The organism is Acidobacteriota bacterium (assembly GCA_038040445.1).
In the GTDB taxonomy this organism is placed as follows: domain Bacteria; phylum Acidobacteriota; class Blastocatellia; order UBA7656; family UBA7656; genus Onstottus_A; species Onstottus_A frigus.
Genome location: JBBPIG010000004.1, coordinates 80190 through 94313, shown reverse-complemented (window position 1 = coordinate 94313; position 14124 = coordinate 80190). Strand labels below are relative to the sequence as shown.

16 protein-coding genes and 1 pseudogene are annotated in these 14124 nt (G+C 52.1%); 1 reads left to right on the top strand and 16 read right to left on the bottom strand.

Annotation, left to right across the window (positions count from 1 at the left end):
• Nucleotides 1–39: 39 nt before the first annotated feature.
• The 13 genes from AABO57_05755 to AABO57_05695 all read right to left on the bottom strand — a co-directional run bounded on the left by AABO57_05755 (nt 40) and on the right by AABO57_05695 (nt 11354).
• On the bottom strand, nt 40–792 hold the full coding sequence (locus AABO57_05755; protein MEK6285226.1) for an FkbM family methyltransferase: 753 nt from the start codon (nt 790–792) through the stop codon (nt 40–42).
• A gap of 136 nt (nt 793–928) precedes the next feature.
• Nucleotides 929–1588 carry a hypothetical protein gene (locus AABO57_05750; GenBank protein MEK6285225.1) on the bottom strand — a complete coding sequence of 220 codons (660 nt, stop codon included), beginning with the start codon at nt 1586–1588 and terminating at the stop codon, nt 929–931.
• Nucleotides 1581–2471, bottom strand: coding sequence for a glycosyltransferase family 2 protein (locus AABO57_05745; protein ID MEK6285224.1), 891 nt, complete (start codon nt 2469–2471; stop codon nt 1581–1583). Before AABO57_05745 ends, AABO57_05750 begins: the two co-directional genes overlap by 8 nt.
• Entirely contained in the window at nt 2459–3907 is a 1449-nt protein-coding gene (locus AABO57_05740; GenBank protein MEK6285223.1) for a glycosyltransferase, read from the bottom strand. Before AABO57_05740 ends, AABO57_05745 begins: the two co-directional genes overlap by 13 nt.
• A gap of 7 nt (nt 3908–3914) precedes the next feature.
• A complete protein-coding gene (locus tag AABO57_05735; GenBank protein ID MEK6285222.1) occupies nt 3915–4802 on the bottom strand; it encodes a glycosyltransferase family 2 protein in 888 nt (295 codons plus the stop codon).
• 127 nt (nt 4803–4929) lie between these two features.
• Nucleotides 4930–5406, bottom strand: coding sequence for a methyltransferase domain-containing protein (locus AABO57_05730; protein ID MEK6285221.1), 477 nt, complete (start codon nt 5404–5406; stop codon nt 4930–4932).
• 269 nt (nt 5407–5675) lie between these two features.
• Nucleotides 5676–6719 carry a glycosyltransferase family 2 protein gene (locus tag AABO57_05725; protein MEK6285220.1) on the bottom strand — a complete coding sequence of 348 codons (1044 nt, stop codon included), beginning with the start codon at nt 6717–6719 and terminating at the stop codon, nt 5676–5678.
• Nucleotides 6720–6820: 101 nt separating this feature from the next.
• A complete protein-coding gene (locus tag AABO57_05720; GenBank protein MEK6285219.1) occupies nt 6821–7837 on the bottom strand; it encodes a glycosyltransferase family 2 protein in 1017 nt (338 codons plus the stop codon).
• On the bottom strand, nt 7827–8543 hold the full coding sequence (locus AABO57_05715) for an FkbM family methyltransferase (protein ID MEK6285218.1): 717 nt from the start codon (nt 8541–8543) through the stop codon (nt 7827–7829). Before AABO57_05715 ends, AABO57_05720 begins: the two co-directional genes overlap by 11 nt.
• 92 nt (nt 8544–8635) lie before the next feature.
• Entirely contained in the window at nt 8636–9313 is a 678-nt protein-coding gene (locus AABO57_05710; protein ID MEK6285217.1) for a class I SAM-dependent methyltransferase, read from the bottom strand.
• Nucleotides 9310–10683 (bottom strand): ABC transporter ATP-binding protein, encoded by a 1374-nt coding sequence (locus AABO57_05705; GenBank protein ID MEK6285216.1) that lies wholly within the window; start codon nt 10681–10683, stop codon nt 9310–9312. The genes AABO57_05710 and AABO57_05705 overlap by 4 nt, the downstream gene beginning before the upstream one ends.
• Nucleotides 10684–10800: 117 nt before the next feature.
• Complete coding sequence (locus tag AABO57_05700; protein MEK6285215.1) at nt 10801–11058, bottom strand: YgiT-type zinc finger protein; 258 nt, start codon at nt 11056–11058, stop codon at nt 10801–10803.
• Nucleotides 11055–11354, bottom strand: a complete 300-nt coding sequence (locus AABO57_05695; protein ID MEK6285214.1) for a DUF4258 domain-containing protein — start codon at nt 11352–11354, stop codon at nt 11055–11057. The genes AABO57_05700 and AABO57_05695 overlap by 4 nt, the downstream gene beginning before the upstream one ends.
• A gap of 3 nt (nt 11355–11357) precedes the next feature.
• On the opposite strand from AABO57_05695, the pseudogene AABO57_05690 reads away from it, so the two are divergent.
• Nucleotides 11358–11453: pseudogene (locus AABO57_05690) on the top strand (hypothetical protein).
• 1 nt (nt 11454) lies between these two features.
• Here AABO57_05690 and AABO57_05685 read toward each other — a convergent pair.
• The 3 genes from AABO57_05685 to AABO57_05675 all read right to left on the bottom strand — a co-directional run bounded on the left by AABO57_05685 (nt 11455) and on the right by AABO57_05675 (nt 14022).
• Complete coding sequence (locus tag AABO57_05685; protein ID MEK6285213.1) at nt 11455–12276, bottom strand: ABC transporter permease; 822 nt, start codon at nt 12274–12276, stop codon at nt 11455–11457.
• 131 nt (nt 12277–12407) lie between these two features.
• On the bottom strand, nt 12408–12770 hold the full coding sequence (locus AABO57_05680) for a four helix bundle protein (GenBank protein ID MEK6285212.1): 363 nt from the start codon (nt 12768–12770) through the stop codon (nt 12408–12410).
• A 163-nt stretch (nt 12771–12933) separates the two neighbouring features.
• Nucleotides 12934–14022, bottom strand: coding sequence for a glycosyltransferase family 4 protein (locus AABO57_05675; GenBank protein ID MEK6285211.1), 1089 nt, complete (start codon nt 14020–14022; stop codon nt 12934–12936).
• Nucleotides 14023–14124: the final 102 nt, after the last annotated feature.

Below are 14124 nucleotides of genomic sequence, written 5' to 3'. Positions count from 1 at the left end.
GTGGAGTGAGCTAAGGGTAACGCGGCCATGCATTGACTTCTAGTTGCGGAAAGCCGTTTCATTCGCAAAGCAGACGTTTGCAAACCGAAGGCGACTCTCACCTGACCACTCGAGATTCTGATCATAGAAGCCGTAGACGTGGAAACCATTCGCCATCAGAAACTCGCGTACAAAATCGAACAGAACGTGACGAGTATCGCCAGGATGGAATCCCACCTCAGCCAGCACGAACGCAACGCTCGCCGAAGACAGCAGTGAGGCGGCTCCCTTGAGCACCTCAAGGTCGAATCCCTCTGCGTCCACCTTGAGGAGATCGATCCGTTCAATCCCGCGCACAGCGCAAAAGGAATCAATTGTGTCTATCTGCACTTCCTCAAAACCGAGAGAATTCTCAGGCTCAATAAGGGAACTGGTCGTCGAATGATCGGTTAGATAGATCTTGCCGGTGCCAGGCGCACTGCCCAGGGCCATGTGAAAGCACTGAACATAGGAGTCGCCTTTTGCACTCTTGTGCAACTCCTGAAAATTACCCAGAACGGGTTCGAAACAGTAGATGTTTGCAAGCGGAAAAGCTTCTCGGAACTTGTTAGCCGACTGACCAATATTGGCGCCCACATCGAAAATACTCTCGATGCGACAACCACTTTTCCTGATGTCGTACCAGTCCTCGCGCGCGTGGGCACGGACACTGTAGAGGCGAACGCCCATCGCATTCTCGAGTGCTTTGTTGATACCCTTCTTGACGTGGCGTTTGACTGACCCGAACAACCCCATTGTCAGTTTACCTTCCAACAATGACCATCGAAAAGCTTAAGACACCAGCCGCTTATTCCGCACATAGTTAGCTAGAGCAGGGAGCAAAGGCCAAAGGGCACCTAGCTCTTTGCCCTTTGCTCTTTGCACTTGGCTCTTTGCTCTTAGCAGACAGCTAGGGGTGTATTCGGATAATGTCATCTGCGACGCTGAACTTCAGCTCCGGCCGTGTGCTAAAAACGAACTGTTGGACTTCCTCGACGGTTGGATAATCGTGCTCGCCGGTGAAGCACCGAACATCATCGATCAAAATCACGTGTCCGGATACATCGTGGTGAAGTATGGATTCAAGCTCCCTCATTATCGGCGTCTCAAGTTCTCCTCGTGCCGTGATGCCGTGCGAATAGTGTGCATCGAGCCAGAACAGGCTGGGGACGCGAAGATCGCGTAGAAGCTGAGGCAAGATGTCGCCGCTGTCGCCGCGGAGTATCGTTATGTGCTCATAGAGGGTGAACCTGCTTTCTGCCCTTTCGAAAAGGGCTGAGTCCAGCTCGACTGAATAGATTCTACTGAAGGAGGTTTTTACAGCGTCAACCATCTCACCTTCATACGTTCCTGTTTCGATGAATGCGGCCACGTTAAACCTTTCTCCGTACTCCCGAACCGTGCTTTGCTTAACCTCTTCGGTCGATGAAGGTCCGAGGCCCCAGGTGTCCGACGCTTCACTCTCCGGAGGCCTTCTAGCTTCATTCCACATCCTGAACTTTCTCAGGAGGTCGTACAAGAAAGTGCGCTTTAGAGTCGATTTGACTAGGCTTCTGATATTGTCAATCACGCTCTCTCAAGGATCCTAGAAAGAACAGAAAACGTTCCAATCTGTTTTGAAAGCGATCAATCCTATTCGCAACGCGAAGTCCGAAATAGCCTAATTCCTTAATTCCATAAATCTCTTTTGCGGCGCTCAACTCTCTTACCCACACGTCGCGATATTTAGAGTTCTTCGCTTCTTCATGGATTCTATAACCTCCTAAGAATCTTCTTATTTTTTTGAACCTGGCAGTTTCCCACATCCTAAAAAACAAATCGTAATCCATAACAAAAAACTTTTCCGGGTTAAGTCCGCCGACTCGATCATAAACTTCTCTTCTCCAAAAACAGGATTCCTGGCCAATAGATTGTCCCAACGACCAGTGATATCTAAAAAGCATCGCCGGCCAGAAATAACGATTCACTTCAGTACTATCGCTGTTAATGACTAAGGTATTTCCAAAGACGACTCCTATAGCTGGATTCCTGGCAAAAGCTTTCCCGATGTGCATCAAGGCTCTTGGTAGTAGAATATCATCCGAGTTAAGCCAACTCAGAATGCTACCGGTTGCTCGATTGAAGCCTCTAGCAATCGCATCGGCCTGGCCGTCGTCCCTCTCACTCTGCCAGTAGGCAAGATGTTTTTCGTACTTTCTTATTACATCCAAACTACCATCAGTACTGCCGCCATCCATGATGATGTACTCGAGATTCGGATAGTTCTGAAGAAGAACTGACCGGATGGTTTCTTCCAAAAACTGCCCCTGATTGAATGAAGGCGTAACAATGCTGATCTTTGGCCAGGGATTACCGTTCCGCATGTTCGGTGCTACCGGTCTCGAACCTTGCGTCCACGGCCAGCCTGATTTGCCGACAGCGGCCGCCGGAAGTTCGCTTATTAATTCAAGCATGATCCACGCTGGTGCCGATCATTAGCTTCAAGCATAAATACTGTTTGGGAGGCGAGAATCTCCTTATACCACGAAATAAACGCTTCGGCTTGCAGCTTCAAATCGAATCGTCTGCGCACGTCTCCAACGGCGTTTTCGCCGAGCCGTTTTCGCAGCGGCTCGTCTCGCAATAGTGTTTCTATTGCTGATACCAATGCTCCGATATCTTCTTCTGGCACCAGTATGCCCGTCGCTTCTTCCATCGGGTATGAGGGGTGTTCGGTACTCGACGCGGGTAGATGCAGACTCTTCATCTGTTCCGGAATTCCTCCTACGGCGGTTGCGATCGCTGGAATACCGCATGCGCGTGCTTCCAATACTGTCTTACCGAATGATTCAACCTTTGCGGCGTGGACGTATATATCGGCAGCTTGATAATACCGTGCTACGTCTTTTGGGTTCTCTTGAAAAGGTACAAAGCGTATTTCCGCCTTCCCGATCTTTTCCAACGGCGCATCCTCTCCTAAAGCGATAAAGACCAACTCCCCAGGATTTGACTCAGCGACCTCAGCCACCGCAGCTCGAAAGGTCTTATAGTCTTTGAAAACATTTTGCCTGATGCCATTGGCCGCAAAGAGCAGCATTCTGGCCTCTTGAGAGATCCCGAGTTCCGCGCGCGCCCTCCGCCTATCTCCGGGACGGAAAACGGAAAGATCAACGCCGTTTGGAATGACCCTGCCCTCGATAATGGCAGGAACAAGAATGGATTTCTTGATTCTTTCCATAAGCCACTGTGAAGGTGTGGCAACATAGAGCCGACTCTTTGTGAATATATCTTTTTTTCTTTTCCAATTGTGAGCTGTGCTATCTCTTTTGACCGCAGGGAAAATCGTAAGATCAGGACAATCCCCGCACCCACTTTCCCACCGAGTGCACGCGAAAGAGTAGGCACAGTGACCACTCAATAGCCATGCATCATGCAGGTTCAGAATGACCGGGACTTGATGGCTCAGCCTCGGCAGTTCTCGCAAATCAAAGTAACCGCCGTGCAGATTATGACAATGGATAATGTCTGGACGCTTTGGAGTTATATCAAGCAGATGCTTCGTCCCTGGAAAATCGAAATCCTCAATGCCAAGCTGCTGCCCGATCCAGCGATTCGGCTCACCGGTCCAACGCCACATATTAATGAGACGCCCAACTCCGCGCACTTTGGTCTCCAGCCGATTGTGAGAAGCTGCGATTTTGAGCCACATCCTTGTCCACTGATTTCGGTACTCATCATTGGGGATGACGAGTACGTCGGGGTCATCACTACGCTTAAGACCCACCGCGAGCCAGCTTTGGTGTCCACTCGCACGGTAGGCGTGAAAAAGGTTTCTCGCTATAGACTCCGCCCCGCCCAATATATCTGCCATACTCACCTGAAGAATGCGCATCGGGCGATTTAATTCCATTCAACCTTCACGCTTCCTTAGGCTTAAGCAGTCGCCAAACCTTTCGGAAAGCGCGAATCGGTAGATAGACGACTCGGATTCTCTTCTTCAGTATTGCCGACCAAGTATCGGCCTGCTTCATGGCCTTTCCACCGAAATTGTGATCGAAGGTATATCGATCGGCAGCTTTATCTCGCACGACAAAGGGTGGATGATTGATATCAACAATATCTTCTGTTGGCAGATTCATGAAATGTGCTTCTCCCTGCGTATGGGTAGCATCTGGTCCGTATCCTATATTCGACACAAGGTTCTTGCTCGGCAATACAGCTAAACCATTCTGGGACCAACAGGCATAGTTCCATTGATAGTCCCAAATATCCGGCGCACCCGCATAAGTCTGATCAAAGATATCCGTCCAGTACTTCAGCTCGTAAAGGTCTTCACAGCAGGATCCCATCAGCCCTGCGTTCTTGAATTCGGGCCAGCTCTTCATGCGCCAGTCGAAATGTTTCCAAGCCCGCTTCCACGTGGCCCAGCCCCACGCATGAGTTATTTTCGAGAAGTAGTAGCTATATTCAGTTCGCGCTATTCCTCCCTGAAAGTTATTGCCGCTGATGTGCATCACACGTTCATCGTCTCGGTAATAAGCAAGTAACTCTTCGCAAAATCCGAAAAACGATCTCGAAGGAATACAGTCGTCCTCAAGAATTATTAGCTCCTCAAATTGGGACATTGCCCAGTCGATGGCAGTATAGATGCGAATGCCACACCCTAAATTCGTATCGGAGAAATTGGTCCTGATGTCGCAGTTCCAATCTACGTTGCGAATAAGTTCTCTTGCCTGTTCACATCGATCTACCTCCTCAGGAAAGCGCGGACCGTCGGCCGCGACAAGCAGGGTTTGAGGCTTCACGCATGCAATCGCCTCCAGTGTGCGTCGCGTTAGCTCGGGGCGATTAAAAATGATTAAGAGCACCGGTACTGACATATAGAAGTTTCGGATTCTTTACGTGACCTAGTGAGGTTGATTAGTGAAGCTGTCACTTTACAGCTTGTGCGTATATTGATTCGTGGCGTCTAACCTCGAGATCTACTTCCGGGTCGAAGACTCGGATGCAAACATCCCGAAAGCCCGCCTCCGCAAGCACCAGCACGAGATTCTCTTCGTCGAACAGGTGCTTGTGTTCTCCGCCCATGTACGCAATAAAATTCACATAGTCAATTTTGCTTTTGTAGGATAAGCCGACATCCAAGCTACAGAAACGGGCTTTGTCAAAGGAGCCGGGGTCGACATACGCATTTAGAAAGATCCGCGCGTCCGGCACCGCAACCCGCAATGTGCCGCCCGGCTTAAGAATGCGATGGCATTCCCTGAGCAAATGAATCATTGGAATCGGATAGGAGAAATGTTCAAGGACGTGCGACGAATAGATCAATTCCACTGAGTTGTCAGGGAACGGAATGGACTGGGTGAGATCCAATCTAATGTCTCCACCACCAGTGATATCTGACGCCACCCAATCCTCCATGCCTGGGCGTCTTGCAGACCCTAGTTCCAGTTTGATCGGACGGCCGCTCGTTAGAAACGATTTGACGATGGCCCGATTCCTACGGGGGTTGATAGATGTTCTGCGCTTCCAATAGACAAACCGCCACAAAATAAGCAATGAGTCCATTACTCTCGGTGGCAGCACAGTCTCTGCAATATCCTTAGCTTGGTTTCGACGATTCATTCAGGTAACCGATTCGGCGGGATCGGATAACTCTTCGAATAACCTGCGCGAGATCACTCGTCGAGTACAACAGACTTTTCGGATCGGCCTTGTCTTGGTATTAAGTTTCTTTTCAACCTCCCCCAAAACATCCGATCAAATAGCATCGCAGGTTCAATCGTCAATGATTTGAGCAGTTGAGATTGTGCATGCAAAAAACCAGCGTTTCGTTGAGTTTGGGCAGCACTTAGTGCATCGACGGCACGATTGTGCCGCTTTCTCTTTTGTATTTCTCGATGTTGTTTAACACTAAGTAGACCCTCTGCTTTACGCTTGATCAAATCTTCGTCAGGTGCAAACTTCTCCAGAGTTGAGCATGTTTTTGAATTGGGATGCAGGCGAAAATATGAGCCAATTGTTTCCGGGTATGCCTTGTACATAAAGCCTCTAATAAGGAGTCTCACAAAGAAATCCTTATCGAAAGCGTAATGCATGTTTTCATCAAAACCATTTATCTCCAGATGAAGGTGGCGCGACCAGAAGCAACTGGGTTGAGGAATCATTTCTGCGCGGTAGATCCAGGTGTACAAACTGTGAAACTCGCTTACGGGTCTGGGATATCGGATGCCGGCTTCGTCAAAATCCTCCATACTGAAAGAGATCCAGAAGTTGTCGGGGGCTTCCAAATAAATTCGCGCCACTTCGGTGAGTATTCCTTCTCCGTAGATATCATCACTGTTGATATAGGCGAAGATATCGCCTGTAGCTCGGGAGAACCCTTTGTTTATGGCGTGCGCCTGGCCGTTATCTTTTTCACTTACCCAGTAACTCAACCAGGGCTCGTACCGCTTAATCACCTCAACAGAGGTGTCAGTGCTTCCGCCGTCGATAATTATGTATTCCAGATTTGGGTAGCCCTGAAGCAAGACAGAGCGGATCGTCTCTTCGATGAACTGACCTTGATTGAACGAGGGGGTAACAACGCTTATTTTAGGCAATGGTTGCCCGCTCTTTTTCAATGGCAGCAGAGGCTCGGTGCCTTGGGTCCATGGCCAGCCGATTCTGCCTGGCTGAGACGAAGGGAATTGTTGTGATAACGCCATACTATTCAAAGCCATCGCTCTCTAGATTGATTATGCTACGTGGCACCAAGCGCCGCACCGTCGATCACTAAGCCGCCTAGAGCCGGTGATGTATTCTTCTACGACGGCGACGCACCTTACCACCCGAAACTAGCCAGCGTCTTATCAACGAGTTTGACCCATTTCTTGTGATAGATCGGTTGGGTTTTTCTTAACCAGCGGTGGAGGAGTTTATCAAATGGGCTTCGAGGGTCCTGGTAGGTGATAAGCGCATCATTGGGATTGGTTTTCTTTAGCAATCCGGACCAATTCACACCCCATATATCTTCTGTTCTAAATGCTTTCGGCGTATGCTGTGCGAACATCGCCAACACTTCCCGATCCCACCAGTACGTAGCTTCCTCTCGGACGCTTGTCATATCAATGCCCTTTTCCTCGTAGCCAGAAACCCAGTCCTTTTGCATGGAATAGATCTCACCGGGAGGAATCGCGTTCATATGGTGATATTGCCTATAGATGTCAATCGCACTGCGCGAAGGCTGATTGACCCGCTCCAGGCACTGATACCATCGGTGCTTACTTTCCATTCGCTCCCACTTGATATACTGATAGTGGAGCACTCGAATATTCCTAAGTCTTAATCTAGGCGCATCGGCAGGGACGGGAACTCTCGGACTGTGCATCAGAAAGCCATTGTGTTCACTACCATCATCCATGAAGCCCCAGGCATGATAGGAATCGGGCGACCAATAGGATTGAAGATCAGGCCGCAGATTGACCCACCTGAAGTAAATCACTGTTCCCACAGCCGCCCGAAGAACGGTGTTCCATTCGGGGCACTTCATGAAATTGGCAGTAAGAATTTCATCGGCATCCAGAGCAATCAGCAATCGAGGCTCAGGAAAGCGTCGCGCTGCCGCCAAAAGGATTTTCTGGCGCTCCGTCTCGCTGTAAGTCGTGGATGAGTTGTCTATCAGAGCGACCTTCGAATATCTGCTTGCGATTTCTCTAGAGCCATCCTCTGAACCTTGATCTGCGATCACGATGTGATCTGCCCAAACACTCGCGCATTGGAGAAACCGATCTAGAATCCATGCTTCGTTCTTAACAGGGGTCAGACAGATAATAGTTGGTCTGGTCTCCTCAGAAGACATTCTTGTTCCTGACGAAAAGCACGTTACCCGCGTCTGCCCAAGCTAGCTCTTCCCGTTCTACCTCGAAGCCCTGTTCTTCACACCATTCGCGAACTTCAGAATAAAGTGGTGTACCTTCGTATAATTTTTTAAGGCTAACCTCGGTGTAAATAGCACTGACAGTTCTTAGCAGTTCGCAAGACGCTCTTAACATTGCGAGTTCATAGCCCTGCATATCCAGCCATAGCAGATCAACCTTTTCCACCCGATTTTCTTTAGCCCATTGGTTCAGGGTGATGGTAGGGACATCGATTGCCTCCTCGAAATATACCGTGGGATGTTCAGACAAGTGCTCCTTCGGACGTAGTAGAGAGCTGGATGCGTCTGAGGAACCGCTACTGACAAACAGATTCGCAATGCCTGTCTTGTCGCTTAAGGCACACGGGTACAACCTAACATTCTCCAGCCCGTTCGTGTTTTCTTGGAGGTGACCATACAGATCAGGAACTGGTTCGAAGGCATGGATAATACCCTTAGACCACAGCGTGCTCATTTCTATTGTGTCCCAGCCTAAGTGGGCGCCAGCCTCAACAATTATAGGGTCATCAGGAATAAATCGTTTAATGTACTGCTTGGACACAACACCTTTTATGGTCTGCTCACGCGGATGGTGAGGACTGAGCCGCTCTTTAACAAAGTGTCTAGTTGCCCTTTTTATTAGACTCATACGGCGACTTTAGATTCGACGGATAACTTTCTACTGGCAGAGTTCGGCGACGAGAGGCTTGGTTCCACTGGAATGCTCGTATCTTTGCTAAGTCAAGTGCGCTGGCCGACCCATAAGCTTTCTAAGACTCTAAGGGGTTTATATCTCCCAGAAGGTAGTACCTTGTTATGAACAACCCATGTTGGTCCAAGATTCGAGCGACTTGGATCGTAATCGTGAAAGAGCAAATAGCCGCCGGGAAGAACAGCGTCTTGATATGCGTCGAAATCAAATGAACATCCTTCGATGGAATGGTCGCCATCTATGAACAGTAAGTCGATCGCCGGCACGGAACCAACGAACTGTTGAGAATACCCGCGGAGCGTCTTAACCTTTGAGGCTACTTTGCCCCGCTCAAGATTTCTTTGAAACGTCTCAAGCAGATCAAGTTGTTTTTCCTTCTGTATTTCTCTATAGACGGCCTCACTATCTGCATCTGCTCCTCCATCAGCATTAAAAGGATCGATGACAGTAACCGTGCCGCCACTGAGACCACGAGCAAGGCAATAAGTGCTTTTTCCTTGCCAAACGCCGATTTCAAGAACCGAAGCATCTTTCTTCAAACTTCGGGCAAGATCGTACAAAGCAAGCGCCTCAGTTTCGGATAACCAGCCATCAATTAAATAATATTGAGGAATGCGCGTCCTGCAACGAAAGCGAATTAGATGCGGATGCAGCAGGTGGGTTAGCAGGCGGTACCCAGAAACAAACTTACGGACGACTATGTTCATGTGATTGCCAGATGCTGCCACTCTCCTTCAATTAATACCGGGCCATTTCCTCCATGGAAACCGACTCCCTGGCCATAGAAGTCGCCGGCGTCTATGTCGAAGCGTCCCACGAAATCCTTAGGAAAATCTGTTTCTATGCCGTTGACCAGTAGGCGCACTGCGACGTAATAAGTTCCAGCAGCTAGAATCAGCCTGGGTGTCGTGAATTTCAACACGCCGTGTTCATATACAGGGCTAAATGTGATGCCCTGATAATCGCTATACAGCACGCAGACTGCCTGACCCGTAACTGTGTGGATCGAGAAACCAAAAGAGAGCGAGCGCTCGGAACAGGGAGTCGCTTCGTAGCCAAACACAAGTGTCAACGGCTTTCCGCTCGCGGCAGAATAAATTCTCTGTCCGTAGTCGTCTTCAAGACCAAATGAGGCAAAACGGACCAGTCCATTGCCAACTCGTTTTATGTGATCGTTATCCTGGGAGTCAATTGTTGAAACCAACTCGCGACTGTAAACCCGAATCGCATCGGCAGTCGTACCAGCAAACTTAATCTCGCCGGAGTTCAAAACCACACAGCGCGTACAAGAAGATTCAATTGCGGACATCTGGTGGGATACTAACAATGCAGTTCTTCCGGAGGTCACCACGTCGCCAATCTTACCCAGGCATTTCTTCTGAAACTGCGCATCCCCGACCGCGAGCACTTCATCGATAATCAGTATCTCAGGCTCGAGATGCGCGGCCACAGCGAAAGCCAACCTTACGTACATCCCCGATGAGTAGCGCTTGACCGGCGTGTCCAGGAACTTTTCGACTTCGGCGAACGCGACTATCTCATCGAACTTCCGCTTGATCTCTTCGCGGCTCATCCCGAGGATCGCGCCGTTCAAGAAGACGTTCTCGCGGCCGGTCAGCTCGGGATGAAACCCGGTGCCCACCTCAAGCAAGCTCGCCACGCGGCCTCGAATTCTAACTCGGCCCGTGGTCGGCTCGGTGATCCGCGAGAGGATCTTCAACAGAGTAGACTTGCCCGCGCCGTTCCGCCCGATGATGCCGACTACTTCGCCTTGCTTGACGTCGAAGGACACATCCTTCAAGGCCCAGAACTCCTCGGAACGACCGGAGACCGGCGACGGAGGACCGGGGGGAGGACCGATGACCGGCGACTGAGGACCGGAAGAAGGACCGGAGACGGACGACCGAGGACCGTCTGCCGTCGCCCGTCGTCCGTCGTCCGTCGTCCGTCTCAGCAAGCGGAAGGGCGCGGAGAGCGAGTCTGCCAGCACGTCGCGAAGCGTCCGATGGCCGTTCGCTTGATGGCCGATGATGTATTTCTTGCCGAGGTTTTCGACTGTGATGACTGTGTTGGACATATGGGCAAAGGACTAAGAACTAAGGGCCAAGCGCGAAGGGTGATGCGCCTGCACCTGATCGTGTAACCCTCGTGCAGAGAACTGCCGCTTTATCTCGTATGCCACGTTAACTACATCTCACGCTGCTAGCGCGGCTGTGGCAATAGTCTCTTTCCGACTCCAGGCAGAAGGGTTCTTTCTGATTTCGTCAATCGCGTCCATCGTGCGGCCGTCAACGTACTGACTGTGACAATTCCGGCAGTGGTACACCGGGATGTTTTCGATCAGCACGCGCCGTGCGCCGCGCCCAAACACTTTCGGGGTCAGCACGACTCTAGCCGTGCGCTGACCGCACAAGGCGCATTCGACATCACGGGCCCTCTTCTTTCTTTTCATAGCAGGTAGGTAGTGATGATGATTATCTTGTCGCTTTTGAGATTGGCCACGACTTCGATTTCCTCGCCGGCTAGTGTCTCACCGTCAAGGATATATTTGTAGTCCTTAAAATTGCTGTCCCACTGACGGGCGACGATCTCGCCGTTCAGGATGCAATGCTCAAGGTCTACTTTCAGCAGGTCATCAGCGTCCATTTCTTCAATTGCATGAATGGTCAGGATGATCCGATTTTGCCTGACGCCGAAGCTAGGGCGACCGGCGACCGAAGACGGATGACCGCAGCGTGGGTCGGTCAACGGTCTCCCGTCGTCCGTCTCCCGTCTTCCGTCTCCCGTCTCCCGTCGTCCGTCTCCCGTCTCCCGTCGTCCGTCTCCCGTCTTCCGTCGTCCGTCTTCCTCAAATCACATCCGCGAACGTGCGTTCAGTCTTTCTGAAATACCAGATGCCGCTTGCCAACATCAACGTCACAAGACCAATCGATAGCAAAAAGCCCGGTAAGTAAAGCTCAGCGTCTCCGCCAATGATCGCCCAGCGGAATCCGTCGATCACCCCTACCATCGGGTTCAAGGAATAAAGCAAACGCCACTTCGCCGGCACGATGTTGGTGCTGTAGCCGACAGGCGAGGCGTAGGTCCCGAATTGCACAACGAACGGAACGATGTGGCTGAAGTCGCGATACTTGACGTTGAGCGACCCGAACCACAAGCCCGCTCCCATCGCCGCCCCAACCGCGAGCAGCGTGAGCAGGGGTAACATGAGCATTCGCCAGCTTGGAGCAAACTGAAACCACGCCATCAACACCAGCAACATCGCGAACGAAATGAGAAAGTCGACGAAGGTGGCGATGACCGAGCTTACCGGGATCGCCAGACGCGGAAAGTAGACCTTTGAGATCATGCTCGCGCTGCCGACAAGGCTGTTGCTGCTTGCGGTGAGCGCGTTGGAGAAGAACTGCCACGGCAGCATCGCCGCAAAAACCAGAATGGGATAAGGCGCGTTGCCCTCCGAAGGGAGCTTCGCCAGCTTTTCAAAGACGACCGTGAACACCACCATCGTGAGAAAGGGGCGAATCAGGCTCCAGGCTATGCCGATGACCGTCTGCTTGTAGCGCACGGCGATGTCTCGCCAGGCTAGAAAGTAGAACAGCTCGCGGTAAGCCCAGAGTTCACGCCAGTAGTGTTTCAGGCTTCGGCCTGGTTCGATGATGATTTCGTTCATGATGACGGATGACGGGGCGACGGAAGACCGGCGACCGGCGATGGCCGACGGGAGACCGAATACGACCGAAGACCTATGACCGGCGACCGTCAGCGGTCAGCCGTCGTCTTCTGTCGCCGGTCATCGCACCGTCAACGGTCGATCTTCAGCGCTCTCCTCATCGCTTGGATCTTTGCGAATAGTTTCTCGCCAAGCTCCCGAGCTGGCCGAAGATCTTCACCGCTCAAGTACTTTCGCCTCTCGATCACATCCTGCCAGGCGACCGTTTCAACGAAAGAGCGCAAAGCCATTCCCAGGAAGCGCAACTGCTCTGGATCGGTCTGGCTAGTAGAACCTTCAGCAATGTTCAGCACAATCGAAGTCCCCGCGCGAGGCATTTGCGACTTCAGGTTGTACTCCTCGCTGCGGGGCAAGCGAGCTGTTAACTCGTATAGGAGATCCAAATAGTCCAGCGCCAACTGATAGGTCTCGAGCTTCTGGAACTTGTAGGTCATAAAACGACGGACGACGGGAGACCGACGACGGGAGGACGACGGGAGGACGGCGACGGAGCACCGACAAAACGACCGGAGACCGTCATCGGTCGGCGGTCGGCGGTCCGGTCGTCCCCCGGTCATCGGTCATCGGTCGGCGGCCGGCGGTCCGGTCGTCCCCCGGTCATCGGTCGGCCGTCGTTCCCACCAGCTCTTCCACCTGCTTCTGGAACCTCGGGAATCCGAACGGCTTGATACAATCAGGCACGCACTTCTCCCGTTTCAATATTTCTTCCAGCCCCTTCAGTAACTCGCCAGGGTTTTCGGCATCGACCATCACGCCCAGACGCCCGTCAACCAGCGCATCCCGGCTGCCGTCGTTCCTTCCGCCTAACACTGGCACGCCGCAGGCGGCTGCTTCCAGAAACACGAAGCCGAATCCCTCGCTGGTGCTCGGCATCGCAAACGCGTCCGCCAAATTGTAGTGATCGATCTTCTCGTCTTCGCGAATCCGGCCAGCGAAGATTACGTGCTCCTCGAGACCCAGCGTCGCCACCATCGCTTCGAGCCGAGCGCGATCGCTCCCGTCGCCGACGATCAGGTAAACGAGATTAGGGAATTCGACGGCCAGCTTCGGAAGCAGCGCGATGATTCGGTCTTGCCCTTTGTAGCGCTCGTGGCCCGGAAGCCTCCCGACCGTGAGCAGCACCCGTTTGCCCTCGACCCCGTAACGCTCGACTAGATAGCCGGGTTTGTCGCCACTCGAGTATCGATCGAGGTGTACTGCGTTGGGAACGATTTTTATTCGGTGTGGATCGAGTCCCGACCAGCGAATGAGCCGCTCGCGTGTAAAGCGGCTGATGGCTATCGCGAGGTCCACTTGCTTCGTGCCCCACGAGCGGAGTCCACGGCGGCGTTCCCAGGCTTCGATGCCGTACACCTCCAATATCAAGGAGCTGCGTGTGAGCCTCTTGAGCAGTGCGGCAACCGGAAGCAGATTGATATGCCCGCATAGAATAACGTCCGGATTTAGGCTCAATCCGTGTCTCAAGGCCGCCAACACGTAGCGCGCCGAACTGCTGGCACAGAAGTGCTGCACGAGTTTTTCCGGAGGCGGCTTAAGTCCTGAATCAGGGTCGGGGTAATGCCGCGTCAGCGAGACAACCTGGACGACACGGTCCAAGGCTAAGAGCGTGTCCAGCAGGTCTCGATTGTACTGGGCGATGCCACCGAATCCGCGGTACGCATCAGGCATCAGCGCAAGTATCTTCATGAGTAAATGACCGACGACGGAGGACCGGAGACGGAGGACCGGAGACCGAGGACCGGAGACCGAGGACCGGAGACCGAGGACCGGAGACCGAGGACCGGAGAC

Excerpts from the sequence above, each read along its gene's own strand:
- AABO57_05715 (MEK6285218.1), bottom strand. The coding sequence starts at position 8,543 with ATGAGTCTAATAAAAAGGGCAACTAGACACTTTGTTAAAGAGCGGCTC.
- AABO57_05680 (MEK6285212.1), bottom strand. The coding sequence starts at position 12,770 with ATGACCTACAAGTTCCAGAAGCTCGAGACCTATCAGTTGGCGCTGGAC.
- AABO57_05675 (MEK6285211.1), bottom strand. The coding sequence starts at position 14,022 with ATGAAGATACTTGCGCTGATGCCTGATGCGTACCGCGGATTCGGTGGC.
- AABO57_05700 (MEK6285215.1), bottom strand. The coding sequence starts at position 11,058 with ATGAAAAGAAAGAAGAGGGCCCGTGATGTCGAATGCGCCTTGTGCGGT.
- AABO57_05725 (MEK6285220.1), bottom strand. The coding sequence starts at position 6,719 with ATGGCTTTGAATAGTATGGCGTTATCACAACAATTCCCTTCGTCTCAG.
- AABO57_05710 (MEK6285217.1), bottom strand. The coding sequence starts at position 9,313 with ATGAACATAGTCGTCCGTAAGTTTGTTTCTGGGTACCGCCTGCTAACC.
- AABO57_05745 (MEK6285224.1), bottom strand. The coding sequence starts at position 2,471 with ATGCTTGAATTAATAAGCGAACTTCCGGCGGCCGCTGTCGGCAAATCA.
- AABO57_05685 (MEK6285213.1), bottom strand. The coding sequence starts at position 12,276 with ATGAACGAAATCATCATCGAACCAGGCCGAAGCCTGAAACACTACTGG.
- AABO57_05740 (MEK6285223.1), bottom strand. The coding sequence starts at position 3,907 with ATGGAATTAAATCGCCCGATGCGCATTCTTCAGGTGAGTATGGCAGAT.
- AABO57_05705 (MEK6285216.1), bottom strand. The coding sequence starts at position 10,683 with ATGTCCAACACAGTCATCACAGTCGAAAACCTCGGCAAGAAATACATC.
- AABO57_05720 (MEK6285219.1), bottom strand. The coding sequence starts at position 7,837 with ATGTCTTCTGAGGAGACCAGACCAACTATTATCTGTCTGACCCCTGTT.